Consider the following 21,390-nt stretch of genomic DNA (forward strand, 5'->3'; position numbering starts at 1 on the left):
AACCGGAGGTCGCCATGACCCGACTGCACATCTGGTCGGACTACGTGTGCCCGTTCTGTCTCATCGCCGACGAACTGATCGACCGCGCCGTCGCCGGTCGCGACGACGTCGACGTCGTGCACCACCCGCACGAGCTGCGGCCCCGACCGACACCGACCCTGCGCCCCGAGGACCCCTACCTCCCCGACATCTGGCAGCGGGCCGTCTACCCGATGGCACGTCGCCACGACGTGCCGATGACCCTGCCGAGCATCTCCCCACAGCCCTACACCGACACCGCCTTTCGCGGAGCGACGTACGCCGGGGACGTCGGCTTGGGGCGGGCGTACCACCGCCGGATGCTCACCGCCTTCTTCCGCGAGGACCTCGACATCGGCGACTCCGGCGTCCTGACCCACCTGGCAGAAGAGATCGGCCTCGACCCCGCCGCCTACGCCGCGGCCGTGGAAGCACCGTCCTCCGCGCAACGACACCAGGACGCGCTGGCCGAATCGGCGCGCATGGGGATCACGGTGGTGCCCACGATCGTCGTCGGCACCCGTCGGATCGAGGGCGTCGCGTCCGAGGGTGTCCTGCGACGGGCCCTGGAGGAGGCGGCAGCGGCATGAACATCGAGACCACCCGGCTCCGTGTGCTCCTGGAGGATGCCGTCGAGCATGCCGCCCGGCACGTCGAGGCCGGAGGGCTGCCGTTCGTCGGCGTCGTCGCCGGCGACGGATGGGTGTCCGAACCGGGAACCAACCTCGTCGTCCAGACGGGCGACCCGAGTGCGCACGCCGAGATCGTTGCCATGCGTCGAACCCTCTCCGAGCGTGGTCCGACCGCGCTCGCGGGAACCACCCTGCTCGCCACGGGCGAACCCTGCGCACTGTGCTATCGGTTCGCCGCCGATCACGGTGTCGCGCAGGTCGTGTACGCGGTCGACGACGCCACGGCCGCCCGGTGGGGATTCGACTACCGCACCTTCGAGGCCCGCACCCCCGTGACCCGTCGCGGGGGGACCGTCCATCACCTCACCGTCGAACGCGGCCTGGATCCGTTCGTCAGGTACGCACACCTCCACTCCGTCACCTCCTGAAAGGAGCGGTCATGCACTGGCTGTTCATCGGCGTCGCCGTCGTCTTCGAGATCGCCGTCGCCCTCTCCGCCGGAAAAGCGCAGGGCTTCACCCGCCCCGGCTGGACCGCGGCGACACTCGTCAGTGGCGGTATCGCCACCTACTTCCTCAGCCTCGCGCTGCTCACCTTCGACGTCGGTGTGGGGTATGCGATCTGGACCTCCGTCGCCGGCGTCGGAATCGTCCTGCTCGGGGCGCTCCTCTTCGGACAGCGCCTCGACCTGCGCAAACTCCTCGGCATCGCCCTCGTCATCGGCGGCGTCGTCGGCCTCCAGCTCAGCGGCGTCGCATGAGCACGCCTCGATCTCTCGAGAAGGGAACGTCCATGTCCGATGTCACCCACCCCTCCACCACGGCCGTCACCCGCGCGTGGGTCGTGCTGCTCCTCGCCGGCGTCTTCGAGATCGGGTACGCCCTCGCGGTCGGCGGCAGCCGCGGCTTCACCGACCTAACCTGGTCGTCGGTCGCCGTCGTGTTCTTCCTGCTCACGTTGTTCGCGCTGAGCGTCGCGCTGCGGACCATCGACGTGGGGATCGGATACGCCGTGTGGGCCGGGATCGGCGCGGTGGGTGCGGCAGCCCTGGGCCCGGTGTTCTTCGAGGAGACCCTCACGCCGGCCAAGGCGCTGTGGCTGACCGTCATCATCGCCGGCGTCGTGTGGCTCAAGCTCGCTGACCGACCGCGCCGTGAGCAGGCGGTGCCCGCGTGAGTTCCGCTGACCCGTCGGGGCTGACGCCGTCGTCCCGCGGATGTCGACGTCGCCCGGCGCGCCCAGGTGTCGCAAGGTCCGAGCGGGGGTAATGGGGTCTCCATGACCCAGCCCCCAGGACCCTACGACGCCTCCGGCCGCCCGCAGGATCACGTGCCCGGCCGTGACGAGCCCATCTACGACCGGCCCCCGCGGCGCGGTGGCTTCTCGGGATTCCCGTTCCCCAGCTACTCCACCCGCACCCGTCGCGGGACGCAGGTCACGGTCGGCGGGTGCTGCCTGCCGCTGCCGATCGGATGCCTCGCCACCACGCTCGCGGTGACGGGTTACGCCGTCTCGCGCGTCGTGCGGGCGCGGTCCTGAAACCCCCGGACCCGACAGGTCGAACTCACCGATCGAGAATGAGGACATGACTCACAGCGTTCCCACCACGTTCCTGCGCGCCGGAGACCACATGATCGAGATGCCGCAACTCGGCTTCGGCGTGTGGGAGGTCCCCGACGACAAGGTCACCGATGCCGTCGCCCACGCCCTCGCGACCGGGTACCGCAGCATCGACACCGCCGCCGTCTACGGCAACGAGGAGGGCGTCGGCCGCGCGCTGCGCCAGACCGACGTCCCCCGGGAGGACATCTTCCTCACCACGAAGGTCTGGAACGACGCCCACGGCACCGACTCCACCCGCGCCGCGCTGGAGGAGTCGCTGGGCAAGCTCGGCACCGACTACGTCGACCTCTACCTCATCCACTGGCCGACCCCGGCCAAGGACGCCTACGTCGACACGTGGAAGACCCTGCTCGACCTGCGCGAGCAGGGGCGGGTGAGGGCCGTCGGCGTGTGCAACTTCAACCAGCCTCACCTGCGCCGCCTCATGGAGGAGACCGGGGAGTACCCCGCGATCAACCAGATCGAGGTCCACCCCTACCTCACCCAGAACGAGCTTCGCGAGTTCAACGAGGTCAACGACATCGTCACCGAGGACTGGAGCCCACTCGGTGCGCGCCTGAACGTCATCGACGACCCGGCCGTCGTGTCGATCGCGAAGGCCACCGGCAAGACCCCGGCCCAGGTGGTGCTGCGCTGGCACCTGCAGATCGGGTCGGTCGTCATCCCGCGCTCGGTCACGCCGTCGCGCATCGAGCAGAACTTCGACCTGTTCGACTTCGAGCTCGACGACACCCAGATGACGGCCATCTCCGCCCTCGACCAGGGCAAGCGTTCCGGGCCGAACCCGGACGAGTTCAACGTGGGCGCCTGACGCTCGCCCAGAACCCACGACGCCGGGTCGCCCCACGAGGGCGACCCGGCGTCGTGCGTTTCGAGCCGGGAGGAGGTCCCCGGCGGATGTCATCTGGATCGAAGAACAACACGGACGACATCGAGGGCGTTACCGGACCAGAGGGCAACCCTCTGACCTGCAGTGATGAAAACGCTGCCCTCGTCGATGTTGTCCGTGTTGTTCTTCGATCGCCGGGACCGGGTGGGCTCAGCCGCGGGCCGCCGGCAGTGCCGACTTGATCGTGTTGCGCAGCGAGCTGTTGTGGCGGGCCCGCATGAACACGGCCACAGACGCGCCGACCTGACCGGCGCCGGCCATCGCGAGGACGGGGAGCAGCACCGTGTACCCGGCCTGCTCGATGAGCGTGGTGTGGATCGGGGTGAGCGCCTGGTGCAGCCCGAACATGACCAACGGCAGGAACAGGCCGCCGAGGACGAACCCGGCGAACGCGCCACCACCGGCCAGCAGACCGTTGGCGATCGTGCCGATCCCCACCGAGATCCACCCGGCCAGCGTCATGAACACGTAGATCGTCACGAGCCCGGCCACCAGCACGGTCACGGTCGGCACCACGAGCATGGCGATCGAGCGCGGGCACCACTTGCGGCACCAGCGCTCGACGAACGCCGCGAGCACGGCCGCGAGCAGCGCGCCGATGACGCCTCCCTGTCCGGGGGCGAGGGCCTGACCGGCGACGGTCACCTTGGCGATCCCGGCGAAGGGGATGATCGCCGCGACGGCTCCACCGAGCACCGGGGTGCCGCCGAACTCCTTGGCGGCGTTCATGCCGACGAAGACGGCGATGAGGCTCATGAATCCGCTGGCCAGCGCTGCGAGGGCGGGGGTGAAGTCGGCAGCCCACGGCGTGATGCCCCGGGTCGTCAGGTTGATCAGCACGCCGTTGACGCCGGCGATGATGCCGCAGGCGATGAGCGCGGGGATCAGCGGCAGGAAGATGTTGGCGATCCGGCGCAGGAAGGAGCGGATCGGGGTCTGGTTCTTGGCCTTGCGGTCCTCACGGATCTGCGCACCGCGGGCGGCCAGCGCCTCGGCGCTGACATCGGTCGAGTCCTCTCCCATGCGGACCTCGCTGCCGGCGAGCCGGCCGAGTTCGTCGGCGACCTCGTCGACCAGGCCGGGGCCGAGCACGACCTGCATCGTGCTGTCCTCGATGACGCCGAGCACCTCCGGGATGGCCTTGAGGGCGTCGACGTCGACGGCGTCGACGTCACGCACCCCGATGCGCAATCGGGTCATGCAGTTCTCGATGTCGTGGACGTTGCCGCTGCCGCCGAGTCCCTGAAGGATCGTCTGTGACAGCGCTGTCACCGTGCTCATGTCGGTCTCCGGTTCACTTGTGGGACGGCGTGGTGGTGGGGATCGCGGCCCGCAGGACCCCGTCCGCGGCGGCGATCCGGGCCTCGACGCGCTCGGGCTCCCAGCCGGTGAGCAGCGCGAGGATCGCAGGCTTGGCGCGCCCGGAGTGGGCGGCGAGGGCGCGGGCGACGGCGTCGGCGTCGGCTCCCGTGGCCTCGGTGACGATCCGGTGGGCGCGGTCGCGCAACTTCTCGTTGGTGGCGCGCACGTCGACCATGAGGTTTCCGTACGTCTTGCCGAGGCGGACCATGCTCGCGGTGGTCAGCAGGTTGCAGACGAGTTTCTGGGCGGTGCCGGCCTTGAGCCGGGTCGAGCCGGCCACGACCTCGGGGCCGACGACCACCTCGATCGCGACGTCGGCGGCGCGGCCCAGCGCAGAGCCGGCGTTGCACGACAGCCCGACCGTGCGGGCCCCGCAGCGCGCCGCCTCCTCGACCGCCCCCACCGCGTAGGGCGTCCGCCCCGAGGCGGAGATGCCGACGACGACGTCGTGCTGCCCCACCTGCAGCCGTTCGAGTTCGGCGACGGCGCCCGACCGGTCGTCCTCGGCGCCTTCGACGGCGGTGGTCAGCGCCGTCGGACCGCCGGCGATGAGGCCGACCACCAGTGCGGGGTCGGTGTTGAAGGTCGGTGGGCACTCCGAGGCGTCCAGCACACCCAGGCGCCCGGCCGTGCCTGCTCCCGCGTAGACGAGCCGGCCGCCGGCACGCATGCCCTCGACGACGAGGTCGACGGCCTCGGCGATCTGCGGCAACTGCGTCGCCACCGCCTGGGCGACCGTGGCGTCCTCACCGTTGATGAGCGTGAGCAGTCCCAGGGTGTCGAGCCGGTCGATCGAGGCGAAGTCGGCCGAGACCGCTTCTGTCGTCAGGGCGCCGAGCTGTTCGGCGGTGGCGTCGGGGGTGGTCATGCATCCTCCTGAAGGGTGCGTGGATGGCGGGGCGCGAGGGCGAGCCACGATTCCTCGATGGCCGTGCGCGTCTGGGTGAAGGTGCGTTGGGCCACCACGGTGAACAGCACGTCGATGACGAACATCTGCCCCGTGCGGGAGGCCATGGCGGCGGGGCGAAGGGTGCTCTCCCGGGCGCTGACGCTGAACAACGTCGCGTCCGCGGAGGTCACGGGGCTACCGGGGGTGGCGGTGATCGCGAGGGTGACGACGCCGCGCTCGCGGGCACGCTCCAGGGGCTCGGTCATGTCCGCCGTCGACCCCGAGGAGGAGACGACGACGAGCAGGTCCTCGGGCCGCATCACCAGTGCCGCGGTGAGGGCCGCGTGCCCCTCGGTCACGGCCTGCGCGACGATCCCGATGCGGGAGAGCTTGGCGGCGAGGTCGAGCGCGACGAGCCCGGAGGCGGCGATGCCGATCACCACCACGCTGCGTGCGGCGGTCACCATCGTCGCGGCGCGTTCGAGGGTGTCGTGGTCGAGGGTGGCGGCGGTGTCGGTGATCGCGCTGCACTCCTCTGCGGCGAGCTTGGCGATGGTGTCGGCGACGCCGTCCGACTGGGTGATGTCGCTGGTCACCAGGTGCGGGTCGGGCCGGGAGTCCGCGGCACCCGCGGCGACGGCGATGGCCGTCCGCAGGTCGCGGTACCCCCGGAACCCGGCCGTCGTCGCGAGGCGGACCACGGTGGACTCGCTGGTGCCGGTGGCCGCGGCCAAGGCGCTGAGGCTGAGTCCCGCGACGGCGGCGGGGTCGGCGAGGATGTGCTCGGCCACCCGCCGCGGACCGCCCGCCAGCGACGGCAGCAGGCGCCGCAGCATCGGCGACAACGACGAGGTCTGATCCATGTCAGTCGCCGATCTCCATGATGAATCCCCTTGCGTCAGTAGCTGAGTCCGGCGCCGTAGCGGTACAGCGTCGAACCGTTCGCGGCGGGGATGTCCACCGGGAGCTTGCCGGTCGGGTCGTTCTCGCCGACGAGGGTCCGCACGAGGGCCTCGATGGCGCTCGGGGTCCACGAGTAGGTGGCCAGGTAGGCCGGCACGCTCGGGAAGTGGGCGATGTCGTAGGGGTTGCGCAGGGCCGCGACGACCACCGGACGCCCGCTCGCCTGCAGCGCGGCGACCAGCTTGGCCTGCGGTGAGTCGGGCTTGACGTTGTACGTCGTGACCAGCACTCCCTCGGCGTCCTCGGCCGCGGCGACGGCTGCGTCGATCTGCTGCGCGGTCGGGTCGGCGCCCGTGGTGGCCAGGGTGACCTGCACACCGCGCTGCTCGAGGGAGTCCGCCAGGATCTCGTGGGTCACCGTGCCGCTGCTCCACCCGACGAGCGCGATCCGGCGACCGCGCGGGGTGATCGGGAGCACGCCCGTGTTGCGCAGCAGGGTGGTGGAGTGGTCGGCGACGTCGGCGGCGATGCGTCCGTGGGCGGTGGTGCCGACGACGCTCGCCACCTTCGCGACGTCCACGAGTGGACGCGCCACGACCCCTCGGACCGCCTTGTATTGCAGGTTGCGCAGCACCGAGTCCTCGAGGCGCCGCATCGGGATGCGGCCGGACTTGGCGGCGGCGAGCACCGCCGCGTAGGCCTTGGGCACGTCGGGCGACTGGAGCAGCACGTCGGCGCCGGCGAGGACCGCGCGCACGGCCACCTCGTCGTCGCCGTACTTCTGCCGGACTCCGGCCATCATCAGGCCGTCGGTGACGACCAGGCCGCGGAAACCCATCTCCTTGCGCAGGACCCCGGTGATGATCTTGGGGCTGAGCGTCGCCGGGTCACCGGAGTCGTCGAGCGCGGGGACGAGGAGGTGGGCCGTCATGATCGACTCCACGCCCGCCTTGATCGCCGCCTCGAAGGGCGGTCGGTCGAGGCGTTCCCACTCGGCGCGGGTGTGGGTGATCGTCGGGAGTCCGGCGTGGGAGTCCACCGACGTGTCGCCGTGCCCGGGGAAGTGCTTGGCGGTGGCGCTCACGCCACCCTTGCGCTGCAGGCCCGTGACCTGGCCCTTGACGATGCTCGACACGAGGCCGGGGTCCGAGCCGGGGGAGCGGACGCCGATGACCGGGTTGGCCGGGTCGACGTTGACGTCGGCGACCGGCGCGTAGTCCGTGGTGATGCCCATGGCCCGCAGTTCGCGTCCGGCGACCTGGCCCATGAGGTTCGCGTCGCGGACGCTGCGGGTGGCGCCGAGGGCCATCGCGCCGGGGAAGAGGGTGGCGGGCCGCCCGATCCGGAAGACGGCGCCGTGCTCCTGGTCCACCGAGATGGTCAGGGGCACTCGGGCGCCGCTCGCGAGGGCCGCGCGCTGCAGGCCGTTGGACAGGCCCGCGATCTGCTCGGGGTCCTTGAGGTTGTCCGACCAGGCGAAGTAGATGACACCGCCCAGGTGGTAGCGGGCGACGGCCTCTGCGCCGCTGCGGACGCCGAAGAGCTTGGTGTTCTCGGCGGCCTCGGCCTCGGTGACCCGCTCGGCGTCGGTGCCGTGGACGTAACAGGTGAAGAGCTGACCGACCTTCTGCTCCAGGGTCATCCGCCGCAGGATCCGCCGCGCCCAGGCGCGGTCGCGGGAGGTGCTGCCGGGGACCGCGACCTCGTGGGGGCGGGGTGGGTGCGTCTCGCCCGAGGCGGTGGGTGCCGTCGCCGTGGCGGCGTGCGCCTGTCGGGGGAGGGTGGCCAGCGCCGCGCCGGTGCCGATGCCGGTGAGGGCCGTGCGGCGGGAGAGGTCGGTCATGGTTTCGTCCTTCGCGATCACGTCGGTGTGACTGAGGAGAGGAGTCCTGACAGAAACTAGTCATCCACAGCGATGAATGGGGAGAGTTTCTATTCAGTAGGGCCGGAAGTCAACCACCGGAGGCGGCGACGCCGGTGAGCAGCGGCCGGCCGATCGGATGACAATGGGCGACGTGATCGTCGATCAGGCCGTGTATCGCGAGGGTGTCCGATACGAATGCGCCGACCCCAGTGCCGATCTCGAACGGCTGCGCCAGGAGGAGACCGGGTTCCTGTGGATCGGTCTGCGCGACCCCACCAAGGAGGAGTTCGCGGCCGTCGACGACGAGCTCCGGTTGCACCCGCTGGCCGTGGAGGACGCGCTCACCGGCAACCAGCGTCCGAAGATCGACGTCTACGAGGAGTCGATCTTCGTCTCCCTCAAGACGCTCCGGTACATCGAGGAGACCAGTGACGTCGAGACCGGCGAGCTCATGATGTTCGTGGGCGACCGGTTCGTCCTCACCGTGCGCAACGGGGAGGCCAACCCGCTGGCGGGTCTGCGCGCCGGTCTCGAGCACAATCCCGAGCGACTGGCCCACGGCCCACTCGCCGTGATGCACGCCGTCCTCGACCATATCGTCGACACCTACCTGCAGATCGACGCCGAGCTGGCCGACGACCTCGACGACATCGAGGAGGGCGTCTTCCTCGGAGGTCGCGACACCCAAGGCACCGACATCTACAAGCTCAAGCGTGAGGTGTTGGAGTTCAAGCGCGGCGCGGTGCCGCTGGTCCTGCCGCTGCGCCGCCTCGTGTCGGGGGAGGCGCGCTCCCTGGTGCCCAAGAAACTGCGGCCGTTCTTCGCCGACGTCCTCGACCACCTGCTCCAGGTGGTCGACCACGCCGAGAACTACGAACACCTGCTCAGCGACATCCTGTCCACGCATCTGACGCAGGTGTCGGTGCGTCAGAACGAGGACATGCGCAAGATCTCGGCGTGGGTGGCCATCGCGGCGTTGCCGACGATGATCGCCGGCATCTACGGGATGAACTTCGACTTCATGCCCGAACTGCACTGGCGGTACGGGTACTTCGCCGTCATGGGTGTCATCGGCGCCGCCTGTGTGGGGCTGTATGCGCTGTTCCGTCGCTCCGGGTGGCTGTAGCTTCGCCCGCTCTCGCCGGTAGGAGTGTGCCAGGCAGGGCGGGATGGTCAGGGGATCGCCCCGCCCTGCGTGATGGCAGACCTGCGACCTCGGGGGAGTCGCGTCTCCGACAGGATGCCCGGCTCCGAGGTCGTTGACAAATCATCGACCGTCCAGGAACGGGGCGCCTCAGTGGTTCGAACGACTGTCCGGATTTCTGTGGAGCGGCCTGGACGGAGTCGTTCCATCCCGTGAGTGAATGCGCCTGCATCTCAGGCAGCGGCGTGACCAGCGGACTCCCCAGTGATCGAACGATCGGTGCGCACGGGGTGGCGGTATGGGCTCAGGTGAGGGGTGGTGATTCCCTCTCGGACGCAGATGCATGCAAGTCCCGCTCCGCGCCGCAGAGGGCTCAGCCCCTTCGCCGGTCCGGCCGTCGACGAGTTCGCGGACGATGTCGAGATGCCCCGCGTGACGCGCGTACTCCTGCAGCAGGTGCAGCAGGATCCAGTGCAGGCGCGGCGCCTCGGCCGGAGAACGGAAGCGACCACCGATCGCGGCGACCTCCTCCAGGGAGTGCTGCTCGACGATCTCCCGCGTCCGGCGTCCGGCCGTGAGCAGGAGCTCGCGGGCGCCGGCGGCGTCGAGATCGGGGGTGACCCAGCCGTGCCCGGCGCGGTCGGCCCACGGGTCGGGCACCTGCTCGGCGAGGAATCCCCATTCCAGCCACCGGCATTCGACGTGGGCGAGGTGGTTGACCAGGCCGGCGGGCGTCCAGCCCGAGGGGATGCGGGCCTGTCGCAGCGCGGCGGGCGGCAGGCCGTCGAGCTTGGCGGCGATCACCGCCCGGTACCAGTCGAGGTAGTCGAGCAGCACGCCGCGCAGGTCGTCGGTGGATGCGGGCTCCGGGAGGGAGGTCATGCCTTCTTGCTACACGATGCCGCTCCGTCGCGGGTGCGCCATGGGGTCATCCGGGGAGTCGGCGGGCGCTCAGCCGCCGCAGTCGCAGACGCCGCTGGTCGGGAGCTGCATGAAGCAACGGGAGCAGGTGGGCGGAGGCGGCGGTGGGGCCGCGGCCGGCTTGGGCGGACGCGGCGTCGTCGCGCGGGTGGCGCGGGGGTGGTGGTGCGGGTCGAGCGAGCCGTCACAGGTGGCGTGGGCGGCGCGGGGGGAGCCTCCGCGGGCAGCAGATCGGCGACCCCGAGGGTGCCCGCCAGGTCGTGCGCGGCGGGGATCGCCTTCCAGAGGGCGCCGTGCCGCTGACGAAAGCGGGTGCGTTCCCCGGCCCGCCAGCTGCCGACGATCGCGGTCGGCCCACCCATCGACCGGAAGTGTTCCCACACACCGGGATCCCGGCGGATGACGAACATGTCCTGGTCGTCGCGCATGAGCACCGCGGAGGCGCCCTCGGTGTTCTCGGCGAGGACCGCGACAGCACCGGACGCCGCCGCGAGGAGCGGAACCGCCGCCATCACGACGTCGCCGGATCCGACCTCGACGCGCAGGGATCGGGGCCCGAGCACCTCGGCTCTGAGGCCGCGCTGCTCGGCGGCGTCGATGACGTCGGTCGGCGCCGAGGGGATCGCCGTCTCGTCGGGCGAGGGTGCGTCGGGTGTCGGAGCACCGGGTGAGGCGACGGTGCCGTCGCTGCTCTCGACGTCCTCGTTCTCGTGGGTGCTCGAGTCCACCTGCGCCTCCCTCGTCTGCCGGTGCTCGTCGTCGGTCGGGCCGAGTGCCTCGGGCCGGCCGCCGTCACCCTACTGCCCTCATCGACCTACCCGTCCGCCACCGGGCGGGACATCCGGCGACGACTCCCCGCGACCGTTCATGGTGATGCCCGGGTGCCCGCTGCCGCCCGATCGTGTCCGGACGTTTCCGCCCAGCGAGGAGGTGAGGTGAGGGGTCAGGGTCGAGCGGGTTCGTGATGGCGGCGCAGGAGGAGCGCACCGAGAACACCGAGCCAGAGGTAGGCGGGCCACAGGGACAGTCGCTCGAAGAAGCCGCCCCAGGTGGCCATCAGGGTCACGGCGAAGAGGCCGATCGTGCCGACGAGGCTGAGTGCGGCGGTGACGAAGGCCCAGGTGGCGAGGGGTCGTCCGCGCAACGCCAGGCCGTGGAGCAGCAGTGCGACGGGCTGGCCGAGGAAGACGGGGAGCGAGACGAGGGAGTGCAGTTCGAGGTCGACATCGAGGGGGACGAGTCCCGTCCCGATCGAACTCAGACCCGAGATGACCCAGCAGCAGACGGCGGCCACGCCGAGACCTCCGGGGCGCCACGCGCGGGGCAGGAGCAGGGCTCCGATGGCCAGCGCCACGCCGAACGCGATGAATGCGCCGTTGAGCAGGGGTTCCAGGGCGAGCAGACCTCGACCGGGCCCGCCGGGTAGGCGATCTGGGTGCACGACACCGCACCGAGGTCGCTGATCATGTTGTCCCGCAACGAATACGGTGCCGCGACGGTGGCGGCGACGATCAGCTCGCACACGATGTAGAGCGGCTGGATCAGCAGCAGGGCAGCTGCGATGCGCGCCTTCATCGGGCCGCGTGGACCGGCACTCGACCGGCGGTGACGAGGGTGTCGGCGAACGGACGACGACGGCGCATGGGTGTTCCCTTTCAGGACGGGGTCGGTCCGACGACGATAAGGGTCACGACACGCATCCGGGGGCGATCCGCAGCATTGCACGGGCCGCCGGTCGGTGGGCTCGGTCTCGAGTCGCGATCGTCGGCGACGGTAGAAGATGAGGGTAGAATCGCGTCATGCCGACGTTGAACATCAAGGATCCCGAGGTGTACGTCCTGGCCCGCAGGCTGGCCGAGCGGCGGCACACCTCTGCCACGGGTGCCGTGCGCGAGGCGCTTCGCGAGGCGCTCGAACGTGACTCGGCCCGTCGTGAGGGGATGGCGGAGCGACTCCTCGCCATCGGGGCCCGCAGCGCCGCGCAGCCGGAGCCGTTCCTCACGGACCAGGATCTGTACGACGAGCGCGGCCTCCCCGGTGATCCTGGACACCTCGGCCGTCATCGCGATCCTCGCCGGCGAGCCGGAAGCCGCAGAGCTCGCCGCACTCATCCAAGAAGCCGGCAACGTCCGCATCTCGGCGGGCACCCTGATCGAGGCGTCCCTGGTCTGTGGTCCGGTGCGGCAGCAGGCCCTGGACGACTTCATCGCCGAGGCCCAGGCGGAGGTCGTTCCCGTCGACGAGGAACAGGCGCGCCTCGCTCGGGGCGGGCATCTCCGTTTCGGGCGCGGCAGCGGATCACCCGCTCGGCTCGACTACGGCGACTGCTTCTCCTATGCCCTGGCCCGGCAGGCCGACGATGCGCTGCTCTTCATCGGCGACGACTTCACCCACACCGATGTCCGTTCCGCGCGAGGCGAACCGACCGGCGGTCAATGAAAGGCCTCCGTCGAGGGGACCGTGGCGGTGCCGAGTGTGCCGCCACGATGGGCGCTACCGGCGTCGGATCCCGGCTTTTCTCAACCACTTGGTTGACAAACCTTCGAGAGTGGGCCTACGTTGTTCTCAACCGATCAGTTGAGGAGGGGTCATGGCGGACCCGTTGTCGAAGGCGTTCTCGGCGCTGGCCGACCCGACTCGGCGCGACCTCGTGGCGCGGTTGGCCGTGGCCGACGCGACGGTGGGAGAACTCGCCAAGCCCTATGACGTGAGCATCCAGGCCGTCTCCAAGCACCTCAAGGTGCTCGCCGAGGCGGGGCTGGTCACCAAGACCCGGGACGCGCAGCGGCGTTCCGTGCATCTCGAGGCCGACGTGCTCGACCTCGCCACCGCCTGGTTGGAGCGCTACCGGCGCCAGGCCGAGGCCCGCTACGAACGACTCGACGCCGTGCTGGCCGATCTCGACGGCCAGGGCGACGACGCATGCCCGACACCTGAGGAAGGAACGGCATCATGACCCGCACCACCAACGCCACGACCTCCACCACCACCATCGAAGCCGACGCGACGGTCCCGCTCATCCGCATCACCCGCGACTTCGAGGCGACACCCGCGCAACTCTTTCGCGCGCACACCGACCCCGAGCTCTACGCCCGGTGGGTCGGTCCGGCCGACCTGAGCACCCGCATCGAGCATTGGGACGCCCGTGACGGCGGCAGCTGGCGGTTCGTCAACGTGCGCGCCGGTGAGGACGGCGCGGAGGAGTACGCCTTCCGCGGCTGCTTCCACGAGGTCTCGCCGCAGCGCATCGTCCAGACCTTCACGTTCGAGGGGATGCCCGAGGGGGTCTCCCTGGAGACGCTCACCTTCGAGGACCTGGGCGGTGGCCGCACCCGCCTGCACGCGCAGTCGCTCGTCGACTCCTTCGAGGCGCGCGACCAGTGGCTTGCCAGCGGCATGGAGGTCGGCGTCGAGCAGGGGTACGCCAAGCTCGACGGCCTCCTCGCCGACGGCTCGATCGGCGGTACCGACGATGGCGCTGCCTGAGTCGCCCGACGAGCGACACCGCGTGGTGGCGGGCGGATTCACCGACGTCGTCGCCGGAGTCGTCGACTGGGATGCGCCCGCGCCGGTCGAGGGCTGGACCGCACGGGACGTCGTGGGTCACCTCACGACGTGGTTGCCGGGGCTGCTCGCCTCCGGCAGTGACGTGCGGCTGCCGGTCGGACCGCCGGTCGAGACTGCCCCGGCCGCCGCGTGGCGCACCCACTCCGGCGCCGTCCAGGTGCTCCTCGACGATCCCGACACGAGCACGAAACGCCTGACCAACCCACACATCGGTGAGCTGCCACTGCCCACAGCGATCGACCGGTTCTACACCGCCGACGTCTTCATGCACACGTGGGACCTCGTGCGGGCCTCCGGGCAGGAGGTGCAGCTCGACGCCGACCTGTGCGCCGAGATGCTGGCGGGCATGAGTGAGATGGAGGACGTGCTGCGCAGTTCGGGCCAGTACGGGCCGCGGGTCGAGGTGCCCCAGGACGCGTCCGTGCAGGACCGCCTCCTGGGCTTCATCGGCCGCGACCCCACCTGGCGACCGTCGGCAGCCGGCTGACGCTGACCCGCGGACCTCGGGCCGGCGACGGAGGCAGCAGCTGCCTACGTCGCCGGTTCGAGCATCCTCTGCAGCAAGGCTCCGAGCTGTTCCTGCTCGTCGACGGCAAGGCGGTCGGTCGGGAAGGGGCCTGACATCACGGCCCGTCCCAATCGCCTGCGGAGTGCTGCGCCTTCCTCGGTGAGGGTCAGCAGTTTGACCCTGCGGTCCTGGCCCGGAACGCGCGTGACCCACCCGGCGCGAGTCAGACGGTCGGCGATGCCGGTGACATTGGAGGCGTCGCAGTGCAGGTGATCAGCCAGGTCCTTCATCTGTCGGGGCTCGCCGAGGAAGAAGACGACCCGCGCCTGCTGGGCCGTGAGGCCTTCCGTGGCGACCGCGTCAGCGAAGGCGTGCTTGGCGGCATCGGCGGCCCGGATCATCAATCGAGCCAGGTCGCGGGGCGGGAAGGGTGGGTCGAGGTCGATGCTCACGCAGAAAGTATATCTGATCAACTATTGACAACCCCAACGAACTGGCGAAGCCTGATACTTGACCAGCTCAAGTAATCCCCGAGGAGGGGCCATGTCCGCCGTACTCGATGACCACAGCACTCCCACCACTCGTGTCGGAGCCCGCACGACTGCAGTCCTCACCCCCGTGCTCGTCGTGGCGGTGGTCGTCAACCTGACGGTGCATGCCCTCGGCCGGGCGGCCGGCGCCGACTTCACCGTTCGGACACCGTCCGCGGATCAACCGCAGGTCGTCGGGTGGGTGTCCGTCCTGGTCATGTCGATCGTCCCCGTCCTCATCGGGTCACTGCTGCTGTGGGCGACCCGTCGCTCGCCGCGGGCATGGGTGGTGCTGGCCTGGGTCGGCCTCGTGGTCGGCGTTCTCAGTGTCGGCATGCCGGTCCTCGCCACGGCGACGACCGGCACGAAGCTCGCGCTGGCGACGATGCACCTCCTGCCCGCTGTCACCTGGTGGGTCTGCGTCCGTCGAGAGCTCGACCGGGCCGACCGAGTGCGGCGAGCAGTCGTCATCCCGGCGTCGCGGCGGCCGAGGTGAACGTTCGTCGGCGACCGTCCGTCGTGCGGCAGTCCTGACGCGGGATCGCGGATCGAAGAACAACACGGACAACATCGACGGAGAGCAGCCGGACCTTGCAACCCGTTGACCTGCGGTGATGTGCGAGACGATGCCGGACGGTCGCCGTTCATGTTGTCGGTGTTGTTCTTCCCTCTCCGACACCCGCTCCCTCCGCCACGGGGGTCGTGGTGCGGCGTGCCCAGGTCGGTGCACGTTCCGGGCGCGGACCGACCCCGACGACGAGCGCCGGGATGACGCTGAGCGCCGGGAGGCGTTGCACGAGCCGTGGTGGTGCCGAAGGGAACCCGGTGAGGCGGCCGTCGAGGACACGGTCGATGAGCCCGGCGTGCATGGCCCGCTGCAGACCCTGGATGAGGGCGGTCGGGACGATCCGACGGCGGCGCACCCGGGCGAGCACATCGTCGATGCCTCGGGCGTGACCGGCCTTCTGCGCCTGTCGGAGCGGGCCGGCCAGGAGCGTCGCAGCTCCGACCGCGTCCTGCACGGCGAGGTTGATGCCCACGCCGCCGACGGGTGACATCGCGTGCGCGGCGTCGCCGATGCACAGGACACCCTGTGCGTGCCAGCGGCGCAGACGGTCGACGCGTACGTCGAGGTGCTTGACGTCGTCCATCGAGGCGATGCCGTCGACGTCGTCCGCGAGCTGCGGCAGGGCCCGGGCGATCTCGGCGCGGAAGGCCTCGATGCCGCGGGCGCGCAACTGCGCGTCGGTGCCCTTCGGTCCGAGGTAGGCGACCTGGGTGTACCCCTCGCGGGGGATGGCGATGAGCGCCGTGCCGTCGCTGAACCGGGGCAGGAGCGACTCGGCCAGGTCGCGGGAGGTCGGCACTCGGAACCACCACACGTCGAAGCCGACACCGAACTCCCTGCTCGCGAGCCCGATCTCGCGACGCACCACGGACCACCGCCCGTCACAGGCGACGACGAGGTCGGCCTCCAGCCGTCCCGGCCCGTCAGGAGTTTCGTACTCCACCCCGGCGACGCGATCACCGTCCCGGACGAGGGCGGTCACCTCGTGGCTCATTCGCAGGTCGAACGTCGGCTCCTCACGGCCGGCGTCGGCGAGCAGGTCGAGGAAGTCCCATTGCGGAACCATCGCGATGTACGGGTGGCGCAACGGCAGACGGGAGAAATCGACCAGCGTGACCTGCGAGCCGTCGCCCGCCGGGACGCGCACGCCGCGGATCTTGCTGTGCGGCACGGCGGCGAACCGCTCGAACAGCCCGAGGTCGTCGAGGAGCCCGAGGGTGCTCGGGTGAACCGTGTCGCCGCGGAAGTCGCGCAGGAAGTCGGCGTGCTTCTCGAGCACAGTGACGCGGACGCCGGCGCGGGCCAGGAGCAGCCCGAGAACCATGCCGGCGGGGCCACCTCCGACGACGACGCAGGTGGTGTGCTCGGTCGGTGTGTCTCGGCGAGTGGTGTGGGTGGTCATGAGCGTCCCTCTCGATGGATGCGGACCGTGCCGATGTCCGCAAACGTAGAACTCCACAAACGTAGAAGTCAACGGGTGGGGGCTTACGCTGGGAGGAGATTCCGGCGCCGCCGGGTGAGGAGAGTGATCCGATGACCGTGTCCGAGAGTGGTCGAACGGGCCGACGACCGGGCCCCGTCTCGAGTCGTGACGCGATCCTCGCGGCGGCGCGCGATCAGTTCACGCAGCACGGGTTCAAGGGGGCGACGCTGCGGGCCATCGCGGGCCGAGCGGGCGTCGACCCGGGTCTCATCCGGCACTTCTTCGGTGACAAGGAGGGGCTGTTCACCGCATCGATGGAGATGCCCCCGAGGCGCCCGCGGCCGTGTTGGGCGTCTTCGACGAGCCGGTGGACGAGTGGGGCGAGCGGCTGACCCGCGCCTACCTCTCGCTGTGGGAGGACCCCGACACCTCCGGGCCGCTGCAGGCCACTGTGGTCTCCGCGTTCTCGAACGATCAGGCCTTGGAACGTCTGCGCCACTTCATCGTCACCACGGTCCTCGAGCAGGCGCGACCACACCTGCCTCCCGACGATCCGGATCTGCGGCTGGCCACGGCCATGACCCACATCATCGGCATCGCCCTCGGCCGCTACCTCCTCCAGGCGCCCCCGCTGGTCGCCGCCGACCTCGACGACATCGTCGCCCTCGTCGGCCCGAGCGTGCAGCGCTACCTCACCGGACCGATGCCGGCGCGGCCGTCCACGGGCAGGGCGAGGAGGATCACGCCATGAAGGACATCGCTGCCGTGATCATCAGGCTGCTCGGTCTCCTCGCTGCTCAGTGGGCGGCCTTCTGGGCGGGCAACATCGGCTACGACCCGGAAGGCGGCGCGAACATCGGCGCGGGGTTGCTTGCCTTCCTCGTCACGCTGGTCGTGGCTTTCGTGTGGGCCGTGGTCGACGGCCGCGGGTCGAGGCGCGTGGGGGCTCTTCTGCTGCGCTGGGCGGTCGTGGCCGTCGTGCTCGGGGTCGTCTCGGCGTTCCAGGCGCAGGGCTTCGGGGTGGAGTCCGGTCTCGACATGACCTCTCTGCGCTCGGACCTGACGGGGCTGGCCCCCTTCACGGCCGGCCTCGTCGCGGTGCCCGCCGCAGCCGGTCTCGCCCTGGGGTCCCTCCTCGCCCGCTGGAAGCGGTCTCGCGGCTGACTGCGTGCCCCGCCGCTTCGCTCCACCGGTTCTGGACGGCGGCTCTCATGGCTATTGTTAGTGACTAACATTCGGCGTAGCGTGACGCTGTGAGCACGCGAACCGAACGCACCCGGCTGCGCATCCTCGAGGCCGCGCTGCGGCTCTTCGCGGCGGAGGGCTACGACGCGGTCCCGGTCACCCGCATCGCCGACGAGGCGGGCGTCTCCCACATGACGTTCTTCCGCCACTTCCCGTCCAAGAGCGACGTGCTCGTGAGCGATCCGTACGACCCGCTCATCGCCGAGGCCGTGCGGGCCCAGCCGGTGGAGCTCGCGCCGCTCGAGCGGGGTCGGCGCGGCATCCTGGCGGCTTGGGAGCGCATCGGGGAGGGTCCCGACCTCGCCGACGAGGACATGCGACTCCGGCTCGGCATCGTCGCGAATCACCCGGGTCTGCGGGCCCGCATGTGGGAATCGCAGCAGGTCACGACACAAGCCATCGCCGCGGCCCTCGTCGACGGTGGGGCCGAGGTCCTCGAGGCCGAGGCGGCCGCCGGGGCGCTCGTCGGGGCACTGACCTCGGCCCTGTTCCTCCTCGGCACCGACCCCGCGCTCGGCATGCGTGAGGCCATCACCGGGGCGATGCGGGCGCTCGCACAAGGGTCTCGGCCATGACCGCGCCGCTCGTCCTGGACGGCGTCGGCGTCGAGCTCGCGGGCGGCAGACGGCGCGAGCGGGTCCGCGTTCTCGACTCCGTCGATCTCGTCCTCGCTGCCGGCAGGGTCCGAGCCCTCGTGGGGCTCAACGGCGCCGGCAAGACGACTCTCATGCGCGTCGCTCTGGGCATGCTGCGGCCCGACCGCGGATCGGTCGAGATCCTCGGCAGCCCGGTGCAGACGGCCGGGCCCCAGGTGTGGCGCCGCTGCGGGCACCTCGTCGAGACGCCGTTCTGCTACCCCGAGTTGACCGCGCGCGAGAACCTCCACGCGGCGGCGACCCTGCGGGGTCTGAGCAGCGAGGAGTCCCGACGACGCGTCGATGCCGTCGCCGAGCTCCTGGGTCTGGAGAAGTGGCTCGACCGCCGCGCCCGAACGCTGTCGCTCGGCACGAGGCAGAAGGTCGCGATCGGGGCGGCCACGCTGCACGAGCCAGCGGTACTGATCCTCGACGAGCCGGCCAACGCGCTCGACCCCAGGGCCGTCCTGGGCCTGCGCGGCCTCATCCGCGACCTCGCCGCCGGGGGCGCCGCGGTCCTCGTCTCGAGTCATCACCTCGACGAGGTGGCGCGGATGGCCGACGGCATCGACGTCCTCCACGCCGGCTGCATCGTCGGCACTCTCGAACCCGGGGGAGCCGACCTCGAACGCCGCTTCTTCGACCTCGTCCTCGCCGCGGAGGACCAACGCGCGGAACCGACCGGTGACGAGGTGGCGCGGCCATGACCGGATTCGGTGCGGCACTGCGCGTCGAGACACTCAAGCTGTGGCGCTCGCCGGTGGCGTGGGTCGCCGGTGTGACGGTGGCCGTTGTGGTGCCAGTGGCCTCGGTCGGTTTCGTCGCGCTCGCGCGGGGTGCCGCGGGCGGACCCGTGGCCCTCAAGGCCCGCGCCCTGATCATCGGTGACGGATGGGACGCGCTGCTCGGCTTCGCGGCCCAGCTCGAGGCGGGTCTCGGTCTGTTCGTGTTCGGGGTGGTCGTGAGCTGGTGCGTCGGTCGTGAGTTCACCGACGGCACGATCGTGGGGATCTTCGCCCAGCCCGTCTCCCGGGCTGCCATCGCCGGCGCCAAGTCGGTCGTGGTCGTGGCGTGGGCGGCGCTGGTGAGCCTCGTCGTCACCGTCCTGATGGTGGTGGGTGGTGTGCTGAGCGGGTTGCCGGTGCCCGAGTTCGGTGACGTCCTCAGAGTCCTGGGTCTGGGGGTCTTCACCGCCGCCACCGCCCTGCCCGCGGGCTGGGTGGCGACGCTCACGCGCGGCTATCTCGGGGGGATCGTCGCGACCCTGGCCGCCGTGCTCGGTACTCAATTCGCGGTGGCGCTCGGTGCGGGGGCGTGGGTTCCCTGGTCGGCCCCGGGGTTGTGGGCGGGTGTCGCGGGGCCGGCCGCCGCGGCGACGGTGACGCCCCTGCAGCTCACGCTTCCGGTGGTCGTCGGGGCGCTCGGTGTCTGGGCCACCTGCCGGGCCTGGGCGCGGCTTCAACTCGGCCGATCGTGATCCGTCCGGCGTGCGGGCAGCGAAAACCTGTCGACAGGTCGCAGCTCGTCGTCCGAGAATCGGGAGGTGCCCGGTGACGTGACCGGTGCTCGAGGAGAGGAGACGTGACATGTCGATGACTGTCCGCGGCGTGCCTTCGACCCGCCGTCCTTCTCTCCTCTGGAGCACCGCACGTGAGTACCGACCAGCACGACCACGCCTCTGACCCCACACCTCTCGACCCGCGCTTCACCTTCGACTTCCACTCCTACGGCGACCTCGACGACGACCAGCGCTGGTCGACGTGGGCGAGTGTCGAACCGCTGCAACGCGGCCCGGAGCCGCGGCCCGACTGGGTCGTCACGAGCCAAGGGGCGATCGACACCGAGCTCGGCATCCTCAAGACCGGCAAGGAGGCCGACGTCTTCCTCCTCGAGCGGGGTGACCCCCTCGAACCCGACGGCGCCTGCATCATGGCCGCCAAGCGCTACCGCAGCCCGGAACACCGCGCGTTCCACCGCAGTGCCGCCTACACCGAGGGTCGCGGCACCCGACGATCCCGCGATGTGCGTGCCGTCGACGCCAAGAGCACCTACGGGCGCCAAGTGGCTGCCGGAGCCTGGGCGGCCGCCGAGTGGGAGATGCTCAATCGCTTCTGGTTGCAAGGGATTCCCGTGCCCTATCCGGTGCAGATCGACGGCATGGAGATCCTCATGGAGTTCATCGGCGAGGGCCGGCAGGCGGCGCCACGGCTCGCCCAGACCCGACCCGATCGCGACCTGCTCGAGGACTACTACGCGCAGATCGCCGACGCGATGGCGGGCCTGGCCCGCGCCGGGATCGCCCATGGCGACCTGTCGGCCTACAACCTGCTCGCCGACGGCGACCGGATCGTCCTCATCGACCTCCCGCAGGCCGTGGACATCATCGGCAACCAGGCCGGCAGCGACTTCCTCCTGCGCGACTGCACGAACGTGTGCTCCTGGTTCCGCTCGCGTGGCCTCGACGTCGACGAGCAGGAGTTGTTCGCCACCCTGATCGCGCAGGCCTGGTGAGGGCACGCCGTCCCGGTGGGATTAGTCGGTGAGGAGATGGACCGGTCCGGACGGTACGGGAGCGGGGTGTCGACATCACCAGAAACCGACCGAACAGTCCTAGGGCATCGACATGGCGATCCGCGATCACCATGCGCTCCGGGCAGCGGAGATGGACC

Annotated in this window: 28 protein-coding genes and 1 pseudogene; 20 read left to right on the forward strand and 9 right to left on the reverse strand. The window is 70.6% G+C overall.

Going from position 1 to position 21,390, the window contains the following annotated elements; translation table 11 throughout:
- Nucleotides 1–14: 14 nt before the first annotated feature.
- The 6 genes from QQK49_RS19445 (at nt 15) to QQK49_RS19470 (ending at nt 3,084) form a co-directional block, all read left to right on the forward strand.
- Nucleotides 15–608 (forward strand): DsbA family oxidoreductase, encoded by a 594-nt coding sequence (locus QQK49_RS19445; RefSeq protein WP_284305424.1) that lies wholly within the window; start codon nt 15–17, stop codon nt 606–608.
- Nucleotides 605–1,078 (forward strand): nucleoside deaminase, encoded by a 474-nt coding sequence (locus tag QQK49_RS19450; protein ID WP_284305425.1) that lies wholly within the window; start codon nt 605–607, stop codon nt 1,076–1,078. Before QQK49_RS19445 ends, QQK49_RS19450 begins: the two co-directional genes overlap by 4 nt.
- 11 nt (nt 1,079–1,089) lie before the next feature.
- The gene (locus QQK49_RS19455; protein WP_284305426.1) at nt 1,090–1,410 is read left to right on the forward strand and encodes a DMT family transporter; all 321 of its coding nucleotides are present in this window, start codon (nt 1,090–1,092) and stop codon (nt 1,408–1,410) included.
- A gap of 32 nt (nt 1,411–1,442) precedes the next feature.
- Nucleotides 1,443–1,826, forward strand: a complete 384-nt coding sequence (locus QQK49_RS19460; RefSeq protein ID WP_284305427.1) for a DMT family transporter — start codon at nt 1,443–1,445, stop codon at nt 1,824–1,826.
- A 102-nt stretch (nt 1,827–1,928) separates the two neighbouring features.
- Complete coding sequence (locus QQK49_RS19465) at nt 1,929–2,189, forward strand: hypothetical protein (RefSeq protein ID WP_284305428.1); 261 nt, start codon at nt 1,929–1,931, stop codon at nt 2,187–2,189.
- 46 nt (nt 2,190–2,235) lie between these two features.
- On the forward strand, nt 2,236–3,084 hold the full coding sequence (locus QQK49_RS19470) for an aldo/keto reductase (protein WP_284305429.1): 849 nt from the start codon (nt 2,236–2,238) through the stop codon (nt 3,082–3,084).
- A gap of 228 nt (nt 3,085–3,312) precedes the next feature.
- Here the strand turns inward: QQK49_RS19470 and QQK49_RS19475 are convergent, their stop codons facing one another.
- Genes QQK49_RS19475 through QQK49_RS19490 form a run of 4 tightly spaced genes read right to left on the reverse strand, consistent with a single transcriptional unit; the run spans nt 3,313 to nt 8,159 of the window.
- Nucleotides 3,313–4,443, reverse strand: coding sequence for a PTS transporter subunit EIIC (locus tag QQK49_RS19475; protein ID WP_284305430.1), 1,131 nt, complete (start codon nt 4,441–4,443; stop codon nt 3,313–3,315).
- A gap of 13 nt (nt 4,444–4,456) precedes the next feature.
- Nucleotides 4,457–5,392 (reverse strand): N-acetylmuramic acid 6-phosphate etherase, encoded by a 936-nt coding sequence (murQ, locus tag QQK49_RS19480; protein WP_284305431.1) that lies wholly within the window; start codon nt 5,390–5,392, stop codon nt 4,457–4,459.
- Nucleotides 5,389–6,276 carry a MurR/RpiR family transcriptional regulator gene (locus QQK49_RS19485; RefSeq protein ID WP_284305432.1) on the reverse strand — a complete coding sequence of 296 codons (888 nt, stop codon included), beginning with the start codon at nt 6,274–6,276 and terminating at the stop codon, nt 5,389–5,391. The genes murQ and QQK49_RS19485 overlap by 4 nt, the downstream gene beginning before the upstream one ends.
- Before the next feature lie 35 nt (nt 6,277–6,311).
- Nucleotides 6,312–8,159, reverse strand: a complete 1,848-nt coding sequence (locus QQK49_RS19490; protein WP_284305433.1) for a glycoside hydrolase family 3 protein — start codon at nt 8,157–8,159, stop codon at nt 6,312–6,314.
- A 172-nt stretch (nt 8,160–8,331) separates the two neighbouring features.
- Between QQK49_RS19490 and corA the strand changes: the two genes are divergently transcribed.
- A complete protein-coding gene (gene corA / locus QQK49_RS19495; protein ID WP_284305434.1) occupies nt 8,332–9,306 on the forward strand; it encodes a magnesium/cobalt transporter CorA in 975 nt (324 codons plus the stop codon).
- Nucleotides 9,307–9,474: 168 nt separating this feature from the next.
- Here corA and QQK49_RS19500 read toward each other — a convergent pair whose 3' ends face one another.
- The 3 genes from QQK49_RS19500 to QQK49_RS19510 form a co-directional block, all read right to left on the reverse strand.
- Entirely contained in the window at nt 9,475–10,206 is a 732-nt protein-coding gene (locus tag QQK49_RS19500; RefSeq protein WP_284305435.1) for a DinB family protein, read from the reverse strand.
- Nucleotides 10,203–10,973 carry a hypothetical protein gene (locus QQK49_RS19505; protein WP_284305436.1) on the reverse strand — a complete coding sequence of 257 codons (771 nt, stop codon included), beginning with the start codon at nt 10,971–10,973 and terminating at the stop codon, nt 10,203–10,205. Before QQK49_RS19505 ends, QQK49_RS19500 begins: the two co-directional genes overlap by 4 nt.
- A 215-nt stretch (nt 10,974–11,188) precedes the next feature.
- Entirely contained in the window at nt 11,189–11,686 is a 498-nt protein-coding gene (locus tag QQK49_RS19510) for a DUF998 domain-containing protein (protein ID WP_284305437.1), read from the reverse strand.
- A gap of 358 nt (nt 11,687–12,044) precedes the next feature.
- Here QQK49_RS19510 and QQK49_RS23450 point away from each other — a divergent pair.
- The 5 genes and pseudogenes from QQK49_RS23450 to QQK49_RS19530 all read left to right on the forward strand — a co-directional run.
- Nucleotides 12,045–12,269, forward strand: a pseudogene (locus QQK49_RS23450) (type II toxin-antitoxin system VapB family antitoxin); the annotation flags it as partial.
- Nucleotides 12,270–12,282: 13 nt separating this feature from the next.
- A complete protein-coding gene (locus tag QQK49_RS19515) occupies nt 12,283–12,684 on the forward strand; it encodes a type II toxin-antitoxin system VapC family toxin (RefSeq protein ID WP_284305438.1) in 402 nt (133 codons plus the stop codon).
- Nucleotides 12,685–12,835: 151 nt separating this feature from the next.
- Nucleotides 12,836–13,201, forward strand: coding sequence for an ArsR/SmtB family transcription factor (locus QQK49_RS19520; protein WP_284305439.1), 366 nt, complete (start codon nt 12,836–12,838; stop codon nt 13,199–13,201).
- The gene (locus QQK49_RS19525) at nt 13,198–13,731 is read left to right on the forward strand and encodes an SRPBCC family protein (RefSeq protein ID WP_284305440.1); all 534 of its coding nucleotides are present in this window, start codon (nt 13,198–13,200) and stop codon (nt 13,729–13,731) included. The genes QQK49_RS19520 and QQK49_RS19525 overlap by 4 nt, the downstream gene beginning before the upstream one ends.
- The gene (locus QQK49_RS19530) at nt 13,718–14,299 is read left to right on the forward strand and encodes a maleylpyruvate isomerase family mycothiol-dependent enzyme (protein ID WP_284305441.1); all 582 of its coding nucleotides are present in this window, start codon (nt 13,718–13,720) and stop codon (nt 14,297–14,299) included. Before QQK49_RS19525 ends, QQK49_RS19530 begins: the two co-directional genes overlap by 14 nt.
- Nucleotides 14,300–14,343: 44 nt before the next feature.
- On the opposite strand, the gene QQK49_RS19535 is transcribed toward QQK49_RS19530, so the two are convergent.
- Nucleotides 14,344–14,772, reverse strand: a complete 429-nt coding sequence (locus QQK49_RS19535) for a MarR family winged helix-turn-helix transcriptional regulator (protein WP_284305442.1) — start codon at nt 14,770–14,772, stop codon at nt 14,344–14,346.
- Between the two features lie 91 nt (nt 14,773–14,863).
- Here QQK49_RS19535 and QQK49_RS19540 point away from each other — a divergent pair, with 91 nt between their 5' ends.
- On the forward strand, nt 14,864–15,346 hold the full coding sequence (locus QQK49_RS19540) for a DUF6069 family protein (protein WP_284305443.1): 483 nt from the start codon (nt 14,864–14,866) through the stop codon (nt 15,344–15,346).
- 148 nt (nt 15,347–15,494) lie between these two features.
- Here QQK49_RS19540 and QQK49_RS19545 read toward each other — a convergent pair whose 3' ends face one another.
- Nucleotides 15,495–16,820, reverse strand: coding sequence for an FAD-dependent oxidoreductase (locus QQK49_RS19545; RefSeq protein WP_284305444.1), 1,326 nt, complete (start codon nt 16,818–16,820; stop codon nt 15,495–15,497).
- A gap of 131 nt (nt 16,821–16,951) precedes the next feature.
- Here QQK49_RS19545 and QQK49_RS19550 point away from each other — a divergent pair, with 131 nt between their 5' ends.
- The 7 genes from QQK49_RS19550 (at nt 16,952) to QQK49_RS19580 (ending at nt 21,232) form a co-directional block, all read left to right on the forward strand.
- The gene (locus QQK49_RS19550) at nt 16,952–17,233 is read left to right on the forward strand and encodes a TetR/AcrR family transcriptional regulator (protein ID WP_284305445.1); all 282 of its coding nucleotides are present in this window, start codon (nt 16,952–16,954) and stop codon (nt 17,231–17,233) included.
- Nucleotides 17,209–17,592 carry a TetR/AcrR family transcriptional regulator gene (locus tag QQK49_RS19555; protein ID WP_284305446.1) on the forward strand — a complete coding sequence of 128 codons (384 nt, stop codon included), beginning with the start codon at nt 17,209–17,211 and terminating at the stop codon, nt 17,590–17,592. The genes QQK49_RS19550 and QQK49_RS19555 overlap by 25 nt, the downstream gene beginning before the upstream one ends.
- A complete protein-coding gene (locus QQK49_RS19560) occupies nt 17,589–18,005 on the forward strand; it encodes a hypothetical protein (RefSeq protein ID WP_284305447.1) in 417 nt (138 codons plus the stop codon). The genes QQK49_RS19555 and QQK49_RS19560 overlap by 4 nt, the downstream gene beginning before the upstream one ends.
- Nucleotides 18,006–18,094: 89 nt before the next feature.
- The gene (locus tag QQK49_RS19565; protein WP_284305448.1) at nt 18,095–18,661 is read left to right on the forward strand and encodes a TetR/AcrR family transcriptional regulator; all 567 of its coding nucleotides are present in this window, start codon (nt 18,095–18,097) and stop codon (nt 18,659–18,661) included.
- A complete protein-coding gene (locus tag QQK49_RS19570; RefSeq protein ID WP_284305449.1) occupies nt 18,658–19,428 on the forward strand; it encodes an ABC transporter ATP-binding protein in 771 nt (256 codons plus the stop codon). Before QQK49_RS19565 ends, QQK49_RS19570 begins: the two co-directional genes overlap by 4 nt.
- Nucleotides 19,425–20,198, forward strand: a complete 774-nt coding sequence (locus QQK49_RS19575; RefSeq protein ID WP_284305450.1) for an ABC transporter permease — start codon at nt 19,425–19,427, stop codon at nt 20,196–20,198. Before QQK49_RS19570 ends, QQK49_RS19575 begins: the two co-directional genes overlap by 4 nt.
- 173 nt (nt 20,199–20,371) lie before the next feature.
- Nucleotides 20,372–21,232 carry a serine protein kinase RIO gene (locus tag QQK49_RS19580; protein ID WP_284305451.1) on the forward strand — a complete coding sequence of 287 codons (861 nt, stop codon included), beginning with the start codon at nt 20,372–20,374 and terminating at the stop codon, nt 21,230–21,232.
- Nucleotides 21,233–21,390: the final 158 nt, after the last annotated feature.

This window comes from Mobilicoccus caccae, assembly GCF_030161635.1.
Classification (GTDB): Bacteria; Actinomycetota; Actinomycetes; order Actinomycetales; family Dermatophilaceae; genus Mobilicoccus; species Mobilicoccus caccae.

Coding starts and splice junctions, on each gene's coding strand:
- QQK49_RS19485 (WP_284305432.1), bottom strand. CDS start 6,276: ATGGATCAGACCTCGTCGTTGTCGCCGATGCTGCGGCGCCTGCTGCCG.
- QQK49_RS19560 (WP_284305447.1), top strand. CDS start 17,589: ATGAAGGACATCGCTGCCGTGATCATCAGGCTGCTCGGTCTCCTCGCT.
- QQK49_RS19550 (WP_284305445.1), top strand. CDS start 16,952: ATGACCGTGTCCGAGAGTGGTCGAACGGGCCGACGACCGGGCCCCGTC.
- QQK49_RS19540 (WP_284305443.1), top strand. CDS start 14,864: ATGTCCGCCGTACTCGATGACCACAGCACTCCCACCACTCGTGTCGGA.
- QQK49_RS19575 (WP_284305450.1), top strand. CDS start 19,425: ATGACCGGATTCGGTGCGGCACTGCGCGTCGAGACACTCAAGCTGTGG.
- QQK49_RS19460 (WP_284305427.1), top strand. CDS start 1,443: ATGTCCGATGTCACCCACCCCTCCACCACGGCCGTCACCCGCGCGTGG.
- QQK49_RS19450 (WP_284305425.1), top strand. CDS start 605: ATGAACATCGAGACCACCCGGCTCCGTGTGCTCCTGGAGGATGCCGTC.
- QQK49_RS19530 (WP_284305441.1), top strand. CDS start 13,718: ATGGCGCTGCCTGAGTCGCCCGACGAGCGACACCGCGTGGTGGCGGGC.
- murQ (WP_284305431.1), bottom strand. CDS start 5,392: ATGACCACCCCCGACGCCACCGCCGAACAGCTCGGCGCCCTGACGACA.
- QQK49_RS19470 (WP_284305429.1), top strand. CDS start 2,236: ATGACTCACAGCGTTCCCACCACGTTCCTGCGCGCCGGAGACCACATG.
- QQK49_RS19490 (WP_284305433.1), bottom strand. CDS start 8,159: ATGACCGACCTCTCCCGCCGCACGGCCCTCACCGGCATCGGCACCGGC.
- QQK49_RS19520 (WP_284305439.1), top strand. CDS start 12,836: ATGGCGGACCCGTTGTCGAAGGCGTTCTCGGCGCTGGCCGACCCGACT.
- QQK49_RS19475 (WP_284305430.1), bottom strand. CDS start 4,443: ATGAGCACGGTGACAGCGCTGTCACAGACGATCCTTCAGGGACTCGGC.
- QQK49_RS19545 (WP_284305444.1), bottom strand. CDS start 16,820: ATGACCACCCACACCACTCGCCGAGACACACCGACCGAGCACACCACC.
- QQK49_RS19445 (WP_284305424.1), top strand. CDS start 15: ATGACCCGACTGCACATCTGGTCGGACTACGTGTGCCCGTTCTGTCTC.
- QQK49_RS19455 (WP_284305426.1), top strand. CDS start 1,090: ATGCACTGGCTGTTCATCGGCGTCGCCGTCGTCTTCGAGATCGCCGTC.
- QQK49_RS19525 (WP_284305440.1), top strand. CDS start 13,198: ATGACCCGCACCACCAACGCCACGACCTCCACCACCACCATCGAAGCC.
- QQK49_RS19465 (WP_284305428.1), top strand. CDS start 1,929: ATGACCCAGCCCCCAGGACCCTACGACGCCTCCGGCCGCCCGCAGGAT.
- QQK49_RS19570 (WP_284305449.1), top strand. CDS start 18,658: ATGACCGCGCCGCTCGTCCTGGACGGCGTCGGCGTCGAGCTCGCGGGC.
- QQK49_RS19500 (WP_284305435.1), bottom strand. CDS start 10,206: ATGACCTCCCTCCCGGAGCCCGCATCCACCGACGACCTGCGCGGCGTG.